16 protein-coding genes are annotated in these 16,104 nt (G+C 30.5%); 6 read left to right on the top strand and 10 right to left on the bottom strand.

The window, feature by feature from the left end:
• Window positions 1-118: 118 nt before the first annotated feature.
• The 3 genes from EM308_RS16355 to EM308_RS16345 all read right to left on the bottom strand — a co-directional run bounded on the left by EM308_RS16355 (window position 119) and on the right by EM308_RS16345 (window position 3,305).
• On the bottom strand, window positions 119-1,204 hold the full coding sequence (locus tag EM308_RS16355) for a glycosyltransferase WbsX family protein (RefSeq protein ID WP_035634044.1): 1,086 nt from the start codon (window positions 1,202-1,204) through the stop codon (window positions 119-121).
• Window positions 1,205-1,213: 9 nt separating this feature from the next.
• The gene (locus EM308_RS16350; RefSeq protein ID WP_035634041.1) at window positions 1,214-2,221 is read right to left on the bottom strand and encodes a glycosyltransferase family 2 protein; all 1,008 of its coding nucleotides are present in this window, start codon (window positions 2,219-2,221) and stop codon (window positions 1,214-1,216) included.
• A gap of 64 nt (window positions 2,222-2,285) precedes the next feature.
• Window positions 2,286-3,305: a CgeB family protein gene (locus tag EM308_RS16345; protein WP_070261880.1), complete on the bottom strand. Its 1,020-nt coding sequence runs from the start codon at window positions 3,303-3,305 to the stop codon at window positions 2,286-2,288.
• 229 nt (window positions 3,306-3,534) lie between these two features.
• On the opposite strand from EM308_RS16345, the gene EM308_RS16340 reads away from it, so the two are divergent.
• Entirely contained in the window at window positions 3,535-4,671 is a 1,137-nt protein-coding gene (locus tag EM308_RS16340) for a glycosyltransferase (RefSeq protein WP_035640339.1), read from the top strand.
• A gap of 15 nt (window positions 4,672-4,686) precedes the next feature.
• On the opposite strand, the gene EM308_RS16335 is transcribed toward EM308_RS16340, so the two are convergent.
• The 3 genes from EM308_RS16335 to EM308_RS16325 are packed head-to-tail and all read right to left on the bottom strand — an operon-like array spanning window position 4,687 to window position 8,430.
• Window positions 4,687-6,708 (bottom strand): glycosyltransferase, encoded by a 2,022-nt coding sequence (locus EM308_RS16335; RefSeq protein WP_035640341.1) that lies wholly within the window; start codon window positions 6,706-6,708, stop codon window positions 4,687-4,689.
• Window positions 6,705-7,634 (bottom strand): glycosyltransferase family 2 protein, encoded by a 930-nt coding sequence (locus tag EM308_RS16330; protein WP_035640343.1) that lies wholly within the window; start codon window positions 7,632-7,634, stop codon window positions 6,705-6,707. The genes EM308_RS16335 and EM308_RS16330 overlap by 4 nt, the downstream gene beginning before the upstream one ends.
• Window position 7,635: 1 nt before the next feature.
• Window positions 7,636-8,430: a glycosyltransferase family 2 protein gene (locus tag EM308_RS16325; RefSeq protein ID WP_035640346.1), complete on the bottom strand. Its 795-nt coding sequence runs from the start codon at window positions 8,428-8,430 to the stop codon at window positions 7,636-7,638.
• Window positions 8,431-8,512: 82 nt separating this feature from the next.
• Between EM308_RS16325 and EM308_RS16320 the strand changes: the two genes are divergently transcribed.
• Window positions 8,513-9,277 (top strand): hypothetical protein, encoded by a 765-nt coding sequence (locus EM308_RS16320; RefSeq protein WP_035640349.1) that lies wholly within the window; start codon window positions 8,513-8,515, stop codon window positions 9,275-9,277.
• Here the strand turns inward: EM308_RS16320 and EM308_RS16315 are convergent.
• Genes EM308_RS16315 through EM308_RS16305 form a run of 3 tightly spaced genes read right to left on the bottom strand, consistent with a single transcriptional unit; the run spans window position 9,258 to window position 12,126 of the window.
• The gene (locus tag EM308_RS16315) at window positions 9,258-10,052 is read right to left on the bottom strand and encodes a glycosyltransferase family 2 protein (protein ID WP_035640351.1); all 795 of its coding nucleotides are present in this window, start codon (window positions 10,050-10,052) and stop codon (window positions 9,258-9,260) included. The two genes, EM308_RS16320 and EM308_RS16315, sit on opposite strands and share 20 nt — an antisense overlap.
• Complete coding sequence (locus EM308_RS16310) at window positions 10,042-10,998, bottom strand: glycosyltransferase family 2 protein (protein WP_051877901.1); 957 nt, start codon at window positions 10,996-10,998, stop codon at window positions 10,042-10,044. The genes EM308_RS16315 and EM308_RS16310 overlap by 11 nt, the downstream gene beginning before the upstream one ends.
• A 60-nt stretch (window positions 10,999-11,058) precedes the next feature.
• Entirely contained in the window at window positions 11,059-12,126 is a 1,068-nt protein-coding gene (locus EM308_RS16305) for a glycosyltransferase family 9 protein (protein WP_035640354.1), read from the bottom strand.
• Between the two features lie 71 nt (window positions 12,127-12,197).
• On the opposite strand from EM308_RS16305, the gene EM308_RS16300 reads away from it, so the two are divergent.
• The 3 genes from EM308_RS16300 (at window position 12,198) to EM308_RS16290 (ending at window position 14,835) form a co-directional block, all read left to right on the top strand.
• On the top strand, window positions 12,198-12,911 hold the full coding sequence (locus EM308_RS16300; RefSeq protein WP_035640413.1) for a polysaccharide deacetylase family protein: 714 nt from the start codon (window positions 12,198-12,200) through the stop codon (window positions 12,909-12,911).
• A gap of 8 nt (window positions 12,912-12,919) precedes the next feature.
• Window positions 12,920-13,672: a glycosyltransferase family 2 protein gene (locus EM308_RS16295; RefSeq protein WP_035640357.1), complete on the top strand. Its 753-nt coding sequence runs from the start codon at window positions 12,920-12,922 to the stop codon at window positions 13,670-13,672.
• A gap of 410 nt (window positions 13,673-14,082) precedes the next feature.
• A complete protein-coding gene (locus EM308_RS16290; RefSeq protein WP_035640360.1) occupies window positions 14,083-14,835 on the top strand; it encodes a glycosyltransferase family 2 protein in 753 nt (250 codons plus the stop codon).
• Window positions 14,836-14,922: 87 nt separating this feature from the next.
• On the opposite strand, the gene EM308_RS16285 is transcribed toward EM308_RS16290, so the two are convergent.
• The gene (locus tag EM308_RS16285) at window positions 14,923-15,738 is read right to left on the bottom strand and encodes a 2,3,4,5-tetrahydropyridine-2,6-dicarboxylate N-succinyltransferase (RefSeq protein ID WP_035640416.1); all 816 of its coding nucleotides are present in this window, start codon (window positions 15,736-15,738) and stop codon (window positions 14,923-14,925) included.
• Between the two features lie 99 nt (window positions 15,739-15,837).
• Between EM308_RS16285 and EM308_RS16280 the strand changes: the two genes are divergently transcribed.
• Window positions 15,838-16,071 (top strand): hypothetical protein, encoded by a 234-nt coding sequence (locus EM308_RS16280; RefSeq protein ID WP_035640418.1) that lies wholly within the window; start codon window positions 15,838-15,840, stop codon window positions 16,069-16,071.
• Window positions 16,072-16,104 lie beyond the last annotated feature (33 nt).

Here is a 16,104-nt window from a genome sequence, read left to right as displayed (position 1 = left end):
TTTTAAATGTTTAATTTAATTTCAATCTTTTCTTTTCGTAATAAATTTGGTTTTATTTATAATGTATTAGAAGCCAGTGTTTTTTTCGATTTATTATTTGAACGAATAATAAAGACATTTATTTTAAAACTTGTCTTTTTAATGCTTCAAGGAATTTTGTTCCCCAGCGTAAGTCGGGTTCCATATAATTCCCTTCTGCCCATTCGTTCCATGATTTAATAAAAATAATTTTATGTTCATCATTTTTATTTTTTACAATTTCAACTGCTTCTTTAACGTGTTTTTCAAACAATTCAGGATTAGCATCTGTTAAAATTAATCCTTCACGACCACTGCGGGGACTATGATCCCATCCGGGAATAATGCTAGGGTAAACATTTTCTTTTTTATCTAGATCAGGGGAAATAAATTTTTGAGAAGCAATTTTATAGGGGAATACTTTAATATTGTTTCTAAAAATCTTGTTGTATCTTTTATAGAATTTTCTGGAAAGCGATTTTTTGTCAGACAAAAAATCGTTTAATCGAACCGTATTTATAGCATCAATTCCAGTTTTCAATAGTTTTTGGTCGCTGATTGTAAAATCCATACTGTGTCCTATGAAATAAATTCCCATTAGTCCATTTTCAACTGCTAGTTTACGCCAAGTTTCTATAAACAAAGGGATTTCTGGGTCGGCTAGCGGTTTGTAAATCATGAAAACCGGTTTGTTGTCAATTGTGATATATCTTTTGTCTTTAAACGCAGGCAAAACTTCATTAAAATGAGCCGTATAGTCTTCAATACCAGGGTACAATTGTTCGATTAAAACATTTCGATTCTGTAGCCCATGATCAAAACCCTTCCATGTTTCATTAGCCCAAGCCAAACAAAAAGGAAAATCTGGTTCGCCTGATTCGATTACTTCATTAAAAGGTCTCTCTATTAATCGTTTGCCATTGCCAAACCAATAATGCCAATAGCAAAAACCTTCAATACCATATTCACGGGCCATATCCGCTTGTGCTTTACGGGTTTCTGGAACACGGAGATCATAATAGCCTAAATCTGCGGGAATACGGGGCTGATAATGTTTTTTAAACAAAGCTTTTGCCTTGCCCACATTGGTCCATTCAGTAAAGCCTTTTCCCCACCATTCATCATTTTCAGGAATTGGATGATATTGAGGTAAATAAAATGATATGATTCGGGCTTTTGTGTTCATTGTTGTAATTTATCGATTTGTTTTCGGGGTAATAAATTGAGCGTCAATTTGTCTTTTGCCTTTCATTTTATCTTTTCTTTTTCTGAAAAAATAACGAATTGGGTGCTTCTCTTTCATCTCAAGATCAAACTTAGTATAAAATTCGATAACGGCATTTATTAATTCGAAAATGATAGGAGAATCAATATTTTGATCTTTTAATTTTACATATCTTTCATATCTGGAGTAATATAGATTTGTTAAAAATTTATAATCCTTATATGATTTTGGCTTTTTTGTTTTGATTATAGTTTTTTGTATTCGAATTACATTATTGCTATAATCACTAAATTTATTTTCATCCCCAATTCCTAACTGCTGAGAATCATGTAAGCGGTAAGAAATTAGTTTTTCAGTTGTATAGAATAATGTCCTTTTTTTTGTCAAAATTGAAGCAAGCCATTCGTCATGTAAGAAGTCTTCCATAGTCATAAAAGGGAAGCAAAAAATTTTCACTTCTTTTCGAATACAAAGTGAGGCGCCCGTCAAATAATTACCGTTTGTAATAAGAAAATCGAATAGATCAATCGGTTTGTCTATTTTTGATTCATAAAAAGAAAAGGAATCCCATAATGAGTTGTCTTTGTAAATAACTTCTCCTTTATTATTTATTAATACTCCATTAGAAAAAACACCTTCTGCGTCTGGATTTTGATTAAAAACGGCTAGTGTTTTTTCAACTTTGTCATTTCTCCAAATATCATCTTGATCTGATAAAAAGATATAATCACCACTGCAAAGTCCAATTGCCTTTTCGAAATTCTTATTGCTCTTTAGGTTGACCTCATTTTGATTAATTTTAAAAATACTTGGATTAACTTTTTCATACTTTTTCAATATTGATAAAGTGTTGTCCGAAGAACAATCATCACAAACAATTATTTCATCAACTTTAATCGTTTGATTCAATATTGAATCTATCTGTTCATAAAGAAATTTTTCACCATTATATGTACATAGTGCAACTGATATTTTCATTTTTTGAATTGAATATGGATGTCAAAGTTACTTAAAATGACTTTAAAATTATGACATTTTTGTTTTAGGGTATTTCAATTGGGGTATGACCGTCAATTTCTAAAATGTATTTAATCCAATTGGTGAAGCTGTATTTGTTTTTAATAACGGGATCAATTTCTTTATAATCGGAATTGAGAAACTCGTCCATTTTACTTAAATTATTTGTCTTTTGTAGAAAAAAAACATTTTGCGGATTATAAAAATCATAATCCTTAACTGATAGATTTGTTGTGAGTAACTTTTTGTTATAGCCAAGAGCTTCGAATGATCTAAATGATAACCCGTTGTGTATTGACTCATGATGCAAATCCATAATACACTTTGTGTCGGATATTATTTTCAAATATTCATAGTAGCTGAAGGGAGTTCTACTGTGTTTTAAAAAAGGATACGAATTGGGTTCTCTTTCGTCAGGACAGAATAGAAAAATATTTAATTTATATCCTTTATTGTACAATGATTCACAGATTGGTATTAATTTCTCAATTCTATTGTCGTAAGATCCTATGAAAGTAATATCATATTTAGGATTTCTATTTTCAAGCAAATGTGGGTAGCAATCAAAATAAAAGTTTGTTGTAGGATAGGTTTTGTTTTTTTGTGATAAATCGGTTTTATCAAAAACATAAAACTTAGTAAAGTATGGAACCAATTTAATTATCCTCTCATATCTTTTTAATCCATCCCATTGGTATGAATAATTTTTTGGTGAACATTTTAACAGTTTGTGTATGAAATCATCTTCGAATCTATCGGCACGAATTGTAAGGGTGTAATCTGCTTTGGATAGTTTTTTTAAAAGAACTTCACGTTCAAAATTTTGTCTTAATGTTTTTTTATATTCTTTGTCTCTAAAAAGGTTTTTCCGAATAAAATTTAAAGCCCATTCCTTAAAATTTCTATATTCAAATTTTTCAGTTACTTCGGGAATTATAGCTGTAACTTCGAAACCTAAGTACTTTAAATTATCTTCAATACTACATCTGATTTTGAAATCATCTGTGATTGCTAAAATTATTTTTTTATTGTTTACTATTTTCATAAAAAAGTGTCAAACTTTATTGGTAAATCAAATGTTTAAAAGATAACTAATTTTGTTCTTTTTTCAAATTTAGTTTTTTAAAGTCAATTTATTTTAAAGTAATAACTTAAAATTTTAGGGAAGTTTGTTTGTGTTTGAAGCTTAGGATTTTATTGTTTTTTTGATTAAACCCTTTTTTCTAATTCTTAGAATCAATTATTAAATTTACTTTTGTAAAAACATTTTTTTAATGCGAATATTATATTTCTATCCAGAAAATCCTTTATTACCAAATCAAGGTAACAATTCAAGAGCAAATGCATTGTTACACTATTTTAAAAGCCGTTCAATCGAAGTGGATTTGGTAGGTGTTGAAACAAGTGTTTATTCCTATGAATCAATCAAAGAGATGGAAGAACGCAATTTAATTCGTAGAGGATATTTGTTGAAAGAATTCATTTTAAGGAAGAATAAATTAAAATATTCTTTATTTTATTCTATCCCTAATAAGATTTTGGGCAGAATAAAGCATTTCAGCAGGATACGTTTCACACATCAATCCGATTTCAATAGCATTTTGAAGTCGAATCAATACGATTATATCATTATTTCCTATGCCTATTGGGCAGGATTTGTAATTGATAATCCGTATGTTAAAAATACTAAGCTCTGTATCGATACACACGATTTTTTGACCTCTCAATTTCAAAATTTGAAAGGTTTTAATCTCGGAAAATATTTTCAAAAAGAAATAGAAATACTCAATCGTTTTGATAAGATATTCGTTATTTCTGCCGAGGAAAATTATCTCTTTTCACAATTTCTAAAAAAAGAAGTTATTACGCTTTCACATATAATTGAAAATAAATTCAGTAAAGTTTCATCGAGTAAAAAATATGATTTAATTTATGTAGCCAGTAGTAATTCGCATAATATTGATGGAGCAAATTGGTTTTTTAAGGAGGTTTATCCTTTGTTAAATAAAAAATTAAAAATTCTAGTAATAGGTAAAATTTGTAATTATATTTCTGATTTTGACAATGTTGATAAGTTGGATTTTGTCGAGAATTTGGATGATTATTATTCTGATTCAAAAATAGCTATTTGTCCTATGCTGTCCGGTACTGGCCTTAAGATTAAAGTAGTAGAAGCGCTGTCTTTCGGGCTGCCAGTAGTATGTAATGTTAGGGGAGTGGACGGTATGGTCAACAAAACGAATAATGGATGTTTGGTGGCCAATGTTCCTCGAGAATTTGCAGCTGATATAGAATTGTTAATCAACAATGAAAAGGTATATTCTGAAATATCAAATTACGGAAAAGACTATTTTGCCAATAACAATGACAGGGAAACATGCTACAATATAATTGATGCTATTTTTAAATAAAAGGAAGAAGGGGGGCTAGTTAATTGAGCTTATTTTTAGAAGTGTTTTCTTTAACATTTCACTAGAAAAAGGGTATAAACTAGCTTCAGAGTTGCTTTGCAGCTTTTCCCATAATTCTTTATTGGTGTATAAGTCAATTATAGCTTCGGCAAATCCTTCTTTTGTGTCTTCAATCAAAGCATTTTCTTTGTGTATCAAATGCATTCCTTCTGCTCCAATTGATGAGGTTATGACAGGCAAATAATATTCAAAAGATTGTCCTATTTTTCCTTTCACGCCGGCTCCATATCTTAGCGGAGCAATCATGAATTTATTTGAGATAAAGAGATCGTCAATGTTTTCAACATAGCCCAAGAAAACTAAGTTAGGGTGTTCTATATCCTTGATAACTTCATTTACGGTACCAATAATATTTACTTTTAAATCCGGAATTTCGTTCCAAACCAAAGGCATGATTTCATTATATAAGTAATTCAGTGCATCAACGTTTGGCGAGTGCGTAGAACCAATGAAAAGCATGTCTTTTCGCTCTTCAAAAGGTAAGGTTTCCTCAATGCTTATTTTTGGATAATGAATGTTAGATATTGTAATTATTTTATTTTTTGAACAGATGGATTCCATGTAATCTTCCTCAAATTTTGAAATAGTGATTACATAATTAGCTAATTCAGAGGCTTTTAATTCCATTTTCTTGTATTTTAAATACTTTTTTCTAAATGAAATTCTTAAAGGATCCAGTTCAATTCCCCTTTTGTATCTTAAATGGTGAATATCTACCATATCATAAATCAATTTTGTTTTTGGCATTATTTTTTTTACTGATTTATAATATGATACAAATTGTTTTGGACCGTAAAACCAAGTAAAAGAGGCTTTTATTTTTTGATTTATTAGGTAAAATCTAAAACCGGCAAACATTTTATGCTCATAATATACATTAACCCCCATTTTTTGAAAAAAAGGAATGTAGTAATTATCTTTATAAACAGATGGACATATTAAGGTAACATGAAAGTCAAGTTCAATGTAGCTCTTTATTATTTCTTTCAATCTATTGGAGCCAGAATCCCTGTCAAATTCAGGAATCATTGCATTAAAGAAAACAATAGATTTTTTATTGTAAATTTCTTGAATCCTATTTTCAATAGTTGTGGCTTTTATTCCGTTAAGCTGTTTTTTCCATTTTGCTTTGAATTTTTCAAAATTGGCTTTGTAAAGTGCTTTGCTTTTAGATGAATTGTAAGTTTTGTCATTAAAATGTACAACCTTTGAAAACGGAGTGTAGTATATTTCTTTGTTTTGTACTTGTTTTAAGTTGAGACAAAAGTCTTTTTCTTCAAATAAGGCTGGTGAAAATTGCTCATCGAACAAATTGATGTTTCCATTGTCATCATTTTTTTTAAACAACAAACTGGAATCCGAGCAATAATCTACTTTTACAATATAATTTACTTCGGGATAATATGTTTTTTTAGAAAGACCAATTTGTTTGTAATTGAAGTCTTTTTTAAAAACAGCTCCTGCTTCGAGAAGATTTCCGTTTGGATTGAGTAATTTGGAACCGACGGCCCCAACATTTTTGAAATTTTCGAAAACAAAAAATAATTCGGTCAAGAAATTTTCTTGTACTTCAGTGTCGTTGTTTAAAGTGTAAATATATTCCCCTTTGGCTAACTGAATTCCTTTATTTATGGTTTTCAAAAAGCCTAAATGTTCAGTGTTTTTATGAATTGAAATTCCTTTTATTAAATTGAAATCACATTTTTCAGAGCTGTTGTCATTAATTAATAGAATTTCATAGGGGATATCATTTGTCAAATATTTGTTTAAAAAAAATAAACAATTCCAAGTGTAATTTTCTTGATTATAAAAAGGGATTATTATAGAAACTTTTGGTTTTTCCGATGGTTCAAATAATAACGGAACTCGATTTAATTCCTCCAAAGGTTTAAACTTTATTTCAGAATTCTCTCTTTCGATTCTATAGATTTTTCGAATTCTGGTGAAATAATGTTTTATTTTTTTGGTTATTTTCATTCTAAAGTTGTTATCGTTTGCTTTGATTTCAATGATTTACTTATGTGAGCACCACCAAGTATTAAGATAAAAAGGGACCAGTTTTTTGGTTTAAAAAGACTGCTGAAAAAATACTTTACTATCTGATGGACTAAAATAATTTTATGCCCAAAGAACCCGTAATGTTTTCTTATTACATATAGCAACGATATTTTTATTTCCTTTTTTATGTCAATAGATTTTTGTTCTGTGCTTGCACCATGTAAATGAATGAATTTTGCATCAGGAACCAAACAAGCATGTTTGGATATTTTTTTCAATCTGAGGCACAAATCGGTTTCTTCATAATAAAGGAATATATTGGTGTCAAACCCTCCGATTCTATTAAAATCCTCAGCTCTTAGGAACATAAAACTGCCTGGTACAAAGCTGACTTGTGTCGGAGTTAAATGTCTTATTTTTCTTTTCGGGTATTTTTTGGGGTTAATGAATTCAAGAAAATCCCGGCCAGCAATCTCTTTTAAAGGTGACGTAAAATGATCCAAAGAGACCATAAAATCACCATTCTCTTTATGTGATTGCCCTCCAGCGAGTCCTATTTCTGGATTATTGTCTAGGGTGTCTTTTAGAATAGACAAACAATCGTTTAAAAGTAAAGTGTCATTATTGATAAATGCATAATATTTTGCATTTGAATGTTGGACTCCGTTCATGTTTCCTCCACCAAAGCCAGTATTAATATTACTTCTGTAGAGTTTTAAATTAGGAATTGAAATTGTTTCACAAAAAGTTTTTAGCGAAAAATAATCCTCCTTTCTAGAACAATTATCAGTGATGATAATTTGATAGTTAATTTTTTCGGAAGTATTATCTACTATGGATCGAATACAATTTATAGTATGTTTACTTGAATTATAATTAATAAGAATTATGGCGATGTCAAACATGTTATAAATATTGATTTATTCCTTTTTCGATAAAAATTAATTTCTTTTCAGTAGTCTGTTTTAAAATTTCATCATTTATTGCAAGCTGGCTTCTAGATTGTTCAACGTGATAAATATGATATACCACACCACAGTTTTTGAGCCTTTTTCCTTGAATGTCAATGTTGTGCATTCGTTGAATCATTTCAGAGTCATCGATTCCCCACCCAACCAAATTTTCGTTGAATCCATTGATCTTTATGAAATCAGATTTCCAAAACGACATATTACAGCCCCTCAATTTTGGTGAACGTGTATTGATGCTTTTTGAAAAACGCATTAAATAAGGTAATCGTATAGTTCTGCCTCTTTTTTTTATTCCTTTTGAGTGAATATTAAAATGAATTTTCTTTTTTGAAAATAGTTTTGTTAAATAACCTTTTTTAATATTAACCCGAGAACCAAATAGATAGTGACCTTTTTGTGCATTATCCAAATGGTCTTTTATAAAATGTTTATTCATTATTATATCGCCATCTATTTCAATAATGTAATCATATTTTGAAGCAGCGATAGCTTTATTCATAATTGCCGGCTTTCTGTTTTTTAAGTCTTCATGCCAGATATGTATTAATGGAACAGGAAATGTTTTTTGAAATTCTGAAATTAATTCCTTTGTGTCTTTAGTCGAACCATCATCTGCAATAATTACTTCATTTGGTAATATAGTTTGATGTAAAATGCTCAGAAGTAATAGGTTTAATGCTTCAGGCCAATTATATGTTGGGGTAACTAAAGTGCAATTAGGGTAACTCATTGATCGAAATTTGGGTAAAATTACATAAAAAATTTGAAGTCTAGAATGCAATTCTTACTTTTGTCTTTCTAATATTTTTTCAATGAAATATCAAACGTCTCCCTCTGTTAAGTCAATCGAGAATAAAATTTTACTTTGTATATCAGATTTCAAAACTACAGGGAAACTCTTTGGCGATGGCAAAAGAAATATCATCAAGTTGTTTGATCTTGATGGGGTGACGATGAACATAAAATCATTCAAGATTCCAAATTTAATCAACAAGATAGCTTATAGGTATTTTAGAAAATCTAAGGCCAGACGTTCTTTTGAATATGCCACACTTTTGTTGGAAAAAGGAATTGGAACACCGCAACCCTTAGCTTATCTCGAAAATTACGATTGGATAGGGTTGAAAGATAGTTACTATGCCAGCGAACATTTAGATTGCGACCTGACTTATAGAGAGTTGCTAGAGATACCTTCTTATCCCGATCATGAAAATATCCTTCGCCAGTTTGTCCATTTTTCTTATTCTTTGCATCAAAAAGGTATAGAATTCAAAGATCATTCTCCAGGGAATACATTAATTAAAAAGAATTCTGAAGGGAAATATGATTTCTTCTTGGTTGATTTGAACCGAATGAGTTTTCATGAAAAAATGTCGTTTGATTTGCGAATGAAAAATTTGTGCAGGCTAACTCCTGTAAAAGAAATGGTTGTGGTAATGAGCAACGAATACGCAAAACTTTCGGGGGAACCAGAAAATCTCGTTTTTGAGACACTTTGGAAACATACTGCTGATTTTCAGGAAAAATTTTACAGAAAAAAAAGATTAAAGAAAAAGCTTAAGTTTTGGAAGAAATAAGTCTCCTGTTTTGATTCCACAATTTTTTTAATTCCTGATACCGAATAACTATTGAATAGGCATTTAGGTAACAAATAATTACGCCTTTTTTGCCATCAAGAAACCCTAATCTGATGAAATAATTGTATAGAAAATTATAAACTGGATGGAATAACTGATGCAACACTGTTGGTTTTGTTTTTTCTGAAAACTTTTCCAAGGCTTTTAACTTACCATAAAAAATAATTTTTTCCCTGTAATCTTGGTAACTCAAATAAGTATAGTGAATGAGTTTGTTTTTTAAAAAGGCAATTTTACCATTTACAATCAGTTTTTCGTGAACCAATTTTTTTTCATCGTATCGAGCCAAATTTTTATTGAAAAGTCTAATGATTTTATCGGTTTGATTGCCACTGTATTTAAGAACCGAATCCTCAAACATAAAAATTCGTTCAAAAAAATAAGCTGAATAGGTTTGATTGTTTTGTAATGTCTCTATTATTTCTTGTTTTAATTCGGGAGTCAAAACTTCGTCGGCATCCAGAAATAGAATCCAGTCGTTTTTTGATTGATTGATTGCAAAATTTCTTTGGTCAGAAAAATTTTCAAACTTATGCTGTATAAAGCTTACTTTGTGGAATGATTTTGCAATGTTTTCCGTTTTATCAGTGCTAAAAGAATCTACAATCACAATCTCATCGGCAAAATCCAAATCCGATAACAAAGCTTTTAAATGCTTTTCTTCATTTAAAGTTATGATTAATACGGACAATTTATAGGCATTGCTATTTGTCATAATTTAAAGATTGTTTACTTAACCAAGTTTGCTTTTTTATGGCGTAAAAATAATAAGTGCAAAGATTTTTGAGAATGTATCTATTGGCTTTTAATTTTAAATTAGAAAACAAAAATAGACTTAAAAGCGACAGAAAACTTTTTTCAAGAAGCGTAAAAACAATTAGGGATAGGTGAGCCGGTACTTTAGAAAAAGTATTAAAATTATTGTTTATGTAAATATGTTTCGAAATAATAACTTCTGTTTTGCAGATATATTCTGTTTCAAAATCATTTCTCGATGAGCCTCCATGTTCGTGTAAAACTGCGGTATTTTGGGTTACTGCGATTTTTACTCCTTTTTTACTTATTTTTTTGCAGATTTCAACATCTTCAAAATAAAGCCAATAGTCCTCATTCCAGCCATTAACTTCTTTAAACCAATCTTTGCTGATGAAAATCAGTGCTCCAGAAATCCAGTCAGGATAAAACAATTCCCCATTTGAATCAAATTGATTAATTGTTTTTCGATACAAAAAACGGCTTATTCCAAAAATCAGAATCAGTGATGGGAAAATATTTTTCTGGTAATAAGGGCGGTTGTTTTTGTCAACCTGAATGCACGACAATATACCTATTTCTGAATGTTTTTTGTATGAAAAAAAAAGAGTTTCAAGTGTGTTGGCCGAAATCTTGGTGTCGGGATTCAAAAAGAGAAAATAGTTCCCTTTTGCCTGTCTTGCGCCCAGATTACACCCATTGGCAAAACCCAAATTACTATTGTTTTTGATGAAAATAAAATCCTTAAATTTATTTTGAAAGAAATCAAATTGTCCATCATTCGAGAAATTGTCAACTATGATTACTTCAAAACGGATGTTTGTTTTATTTGTGCAAAGTATCGATTCCAGACAATTAAGTAATGGTTTCCAACTTCGGTAATTGACTATAATAATAGAAACATCCATTAATACGATTGGATAGGTTTTTGACGGATTTGATTTTTATAAAATAAAAAGTAAGCGGTATTATGAATTGTTGGTTATAAAAAAATCGATTTTATCTTTAAAAAGTTCAGGTGTGAGTAGTTGGTACAACGAAGTGTGGTTTTTCTTTATCTCTTTATGGTCAATATCCGTAAATAAATCAGGCCTGAAGTCTTTTAGGTGAACGGATATATTTTTTGAACCATCTTCAAATGTTGCCCAGATATTTTTTTCCACAAATGGTGAAAAAATTGTGAAAGCAGGTTTGTTCAGCGCTTTTGCCATATTGATAGCTCCTCCGTCATTGCCAATAATCAAATCGCATTCGTTCATTATGGCTACAAATGACCTTAAATCTTTACCAAACAAATCGAAACGTATTTTTTCCTGAGTCTCTTTGGAACAGGAATTATATATCGTTTTGGCATCTTCAATTTGACTGTCAAAATAATTAAAAAGAATTGTTACATCTTTATGATTTGCAACATATTCTACAATTTTGGTCATATATTCCAATGGATAAGTTTTGTTTTTTTCGCTGCCAAGCAAACTTATCATTATTGTTGTTTTGGTTCTGTCAATTTTGTGTTTTTCAAAAAGTGAAATCGTTTCTTCTTTTTCTTTTGGGCTCACAAATAGTTTAGGATATGGATCTATTTTGTTTTTATCCAGTTTTAACGGTTCCAGAAGCAAAAGTCTGTTATCAATGGCAAAACCATATTTTGGTTTTTCATTATTGTCAAAACGTTTTAAATTATGAGTATAGAAAACAGTTGTGTACCATTTATGGTAGCCAATTTTAATTTTGGCACCGGTAAACATCGTAATTAGATTGGTTTCCAGTTTGTTGTAAACATCAATGACAACGTCATATTTTTTTGCTCGAATCTCAAAAATAAACTTAAATAACGAGAAATAATTTTTTCTTACTTTATGAGGAAGAGGTATTACGTTGTCAATATTCTGATTTCCTATTAGTACATCAAGACTATTGGTATAACACATGTAATCAATTGTAGCATCTGGATATTGTTTTTTTAAATTATTACATATTATCGTACTTGTAAGTACGTCACCAATCCTTTTTTGTTGAATGACTAAAATTCTCATTATTGTATGGGCTATTTATAAATAAAAAAGTTAAATTTGAAAAGTCATCAATATTACAAAAAAAAAAATTAATGTCGAAGTTGCCAATCTTAATGTACCACAATGTTACAGATGATGTTTTAAAATCCAAAGATTTAACTGTTTCTACCGAAAAACTTGAATCTCATTTTAAGTTTTTGCATGACAATGGCTATCAGACATTTCATTTTGATGAATTGGGAAGTCGTAATTTTTTGCCTAAAAAAAGCGTTATTATTACCTTTGACGATGTTACTGAAAATCAACTTATTTTTGCCGTCCCATTACTTGAAAAATATCAATTAAAAGCATCTTTTTTTGTTCCATTTTCTTATGTAGGAAATTACGATTATTGGATTGAGGGAAAGGAGAAGATAATGAGTGTTGAACAGTTGAAAGGGCTGGATAGCAATCTGATAGAGTTAGGATATCATTCTTTTGAACATAAGAGATATGCAACAATGTCCAAAGAAGAAATATTGAGTGATTTTGAGAAAAGTAATTTTTTTATAAAAAATAACGGACTTAAAATTAAACCTGTTTTAGCTTACCCTTTTGGGAACTATCCCAAAAAAAGTTATGAATTTGGCATTTTTGAAAAAATATTATCCGAGAACGGTATAATTTTTGGGCTGAGAATAGGCAATAGAGTCAATCGTTTTCCGTTTAAAGACAGGTATTTAGTGAAACGAATAGACATAAAAGGCGAAGACAATCTATTAAGATTTAGATTAAAATTAAAAATTGGCAAACTTAAATTATTTTAAAAGAGATTATGAAAATTAGTGGATTGGTGATAACCTATAATGAAGAAAAGCATATAGGAAAATGTATTGATGCTCTCTATAAAGTGTGCGATGAGGTAATCATAATTGATTCACTAAGTGCTGATAATACCGTCCAGATAGCCGAAAGTAAAGGAGCCAAAGTTATTTCGCAAGCTTTTTTGGGCGATGGTCCCCAAAGAATTTTTGGACTTGATTATTGTAAAAATGATTGGATTCTAAACCTAGATGCCGACGAGATTTTGGCAACAGACGCCGAGGAATTTATTTTGTCAGGAAAATATGAAAAGGATGATTATGATGTCTATGCTTTCCGATTGTATAATTATATGGATGATAAACTAATCAATTTTTCTGGTTGGTATCCTGATAGAACGTCGCGTTTTTTTAATAAAAAAACAGCATCTCCATCAAAAGATATGGTGCATCAAAAAGTTTCCGGACTTAAGAAAATAGAGTCAAATGTTCATATTCATCATTATGCATGGAAAGATTTGAATCAATTTATTGCCAAGAAGAATTTGTACTCTACATGGGCTGCACAACAACTTTATGACGACGGTATCAGGGTTTCGGGTTATAAACCGATGCTTAATGGATCAGTTGCATTTATACGATGTTATTTTTTCAAAAAAGGTTTTCTCAATGGACTTGACGGGTTGACCATTTCGATGGTTCAGGCTTTCTTTTCCTATTTAAAATATGCTAAACTTATTAAACTCCAGATTAAAAATAAAAAATAAATTTAGGTTTTATTGACCACTATTTTGGTCGAATAAAATAGTTGCCAAAAAGCCAAATCCCTGTTGTTTCAATTGGGATTTGGCTTTTTTATTTGTTGATGAAATTAGTGTTGAATAGTAATGTTAAACCATTAGGGGTGAGTAAGGAAACTTTTTTCTTGGATAAAATTTCGTTTATTTTTTCAATGAATATTTGTTAAGTATTTGTTAAAAAAAATATAGGATTAAACTTAAGGAAAGTATTTGAGTCTAAAATAATAGATGTTTTTTTCTGTTTGATATAGATAAGAGGCCAAATCGATGATCATGATGAGATTATTGAAGCGTATTTGAGCAATCAGGCATTATGGTATCAGTGACAAAAGAATAGTTTTTCAGTTTTATAATATATCTAAACAGAACAAAAGTATATGGCAATAAGTGGTTTGGTAATTACTTTTAATGAAGAAAAAATGATTGGAAAGTGCATAGATGCGCTTTTTAAAGTTTGTGATGAAGTAATCATTATTGATTCTTTGAGTAAAGATAGAACGGTAGAAATAGCAAAAGAGAAAGGGGGAATTGTTATTGAACAACCTTTTCTAGGAGATGGTCCGCAGCGCTCTCATGGGTTGCCATATTGTAAAAACGATTGGATTCTTAACTTGGATGCCGATGAGTTTTTAGATTCTGATGCTGAAGATTTTATCCTAAAAGGAAACTATTTGAAAGGCAATTATGATGCTTTTAGTTTTAGGGTAAAAAACTTTTTGGATGACAAATTGATAGATTTCGCAGGTTGGTACCCTGACCATAAAGTTCGTTTTTTTAATAAAAAAACAGCTAGACCTTCAGATTCAAGAGTGCATCAGACTATTGTAGCAAGCAATGAAAAGAAAGTTTCTGTTCATATATTGCATTATGGTTGGGATTCGTTGCAGCAAATTGTTGCCAAAAAAAATCAATATGCAGGTTGGAATGCCCAACAGCTTTTTGATCAAGGGTACAGAGTGTCTGTTTTTAAGCCCTTTTTAAACGGAACAGTTGCATTTATACGATGTTATTTTTTTAAAAAAGGTTTTTTGAATGGGTTAGATGGTCTTACGATTTCGATTATTCAAAGCTTCTTTTCTTATGAAAAATATTATAGGCTCATAAAAATTCAGAATGGAAACCGAAAATGATGTCAACAAAGGGATTTAATAAAAAATTCCAAATTCCAATTGAAACATTAATTGGAATTTGGAATTTTTAATATAGGAGTTTAAATTTTAAACCGCTACATCATATTCGCGCAATGCGTTGTTCAAAGATGTTTTTAAATCAGTTGAAGGTTTACGAGTTCCGATAATTAATGCACAAGGGACTTGATATTCCCCAGCTGCAAATTTTTTGGTATAACTTCCAGGAATTACCACAGAACGAGCAGGAACAAATCCTTTCATTTCTACAGGAGTTTCGCCAGTTACATCAATAATTTTTGTAGAGGCAGTCAAACAAACGTTGGCACCAAGAACAGCTTCTTTACCTACGTGTACACCTTCAACAACGATACATCTTGATCCAACAAATGCACCATCTTCAATGATAACTGGAGCGGCTTGTAGTGGCTCTAAAACACCACCAATTCCAACACCTCCGCTCAAGTGTACATCTTTACCAATTTGAGCACAGCTACCCACAGTTGCCCAAGTATCCACCATAGTTCCAGCATCAACATAAGCACCAATGTTTACGTAACTTGGCATCATGATAACACCGCTTGAAATGTAAGCTCCATAACGTGCAGAAGCACCAGGAACGACACGAACTCCTTTTTCGGCATAGTCTCTTTTCAACAACATTTTGTCGTTGTATTCAAAAATTCCAGCTTCCAATGTTTCCATTTTTTGAATAGGGAAATACATTACAACCGCTTTTTTTACCCATTCGTTTACTTGCCATCCGTCTCCTTTTGGTTCGGCAACACGTAATTTTCCTGAGTCTAATAATGCGATAACTTCTCTGATGGCATCAGTAGTTTTTGTTTCTTGCAGTAAAGCGCGGTTTTCCCAAGCTTGTTCTATTATAGATTGTAATTCGTTCATTTTATTAAAATTTTTCGGCAAATATACCATTTTTAGATGATAGCAAAAAAGAGAAATGAGGTGAAAATGTTATATATTTGTAGTTCAAATAAAAGCATTATGGAAACTATCCGATTAGAATTTGAGTCCAGCATAAAAGCCAAAATTTTGGAATTATTAAGTTCTTTTTCTTCTGATGAATTAAAAATTGTTCAGGAGGATTCCACTTTTGAAGACGATAAGCGAAAATTACAAAGCCGCACAGATAAAATTCATAATGGAACTGCAAAATTTTATACTTTAGAAGAAGTAGACTCAATACTAGAAGAAACAATTTCGAAGTATGAGAATTAAATAATTAGTTTCTGTTTTTATATATTCGGTTTC

Origin of the sequence: Flavobacterium gilvum (assembly GCF_001761465.1) — a bacterium.
Lineage (GTDB): Bacteria > Bacteroidota > Bacteroidia > Flavobacteriales > Flavobacteriaceae > Flavobacterium > Flavobacterium gilvum.
Note: the sequence above shows the minus strand (reverse complement) of the source record. Positions and strands in the feature narration are given on the sequence as shown.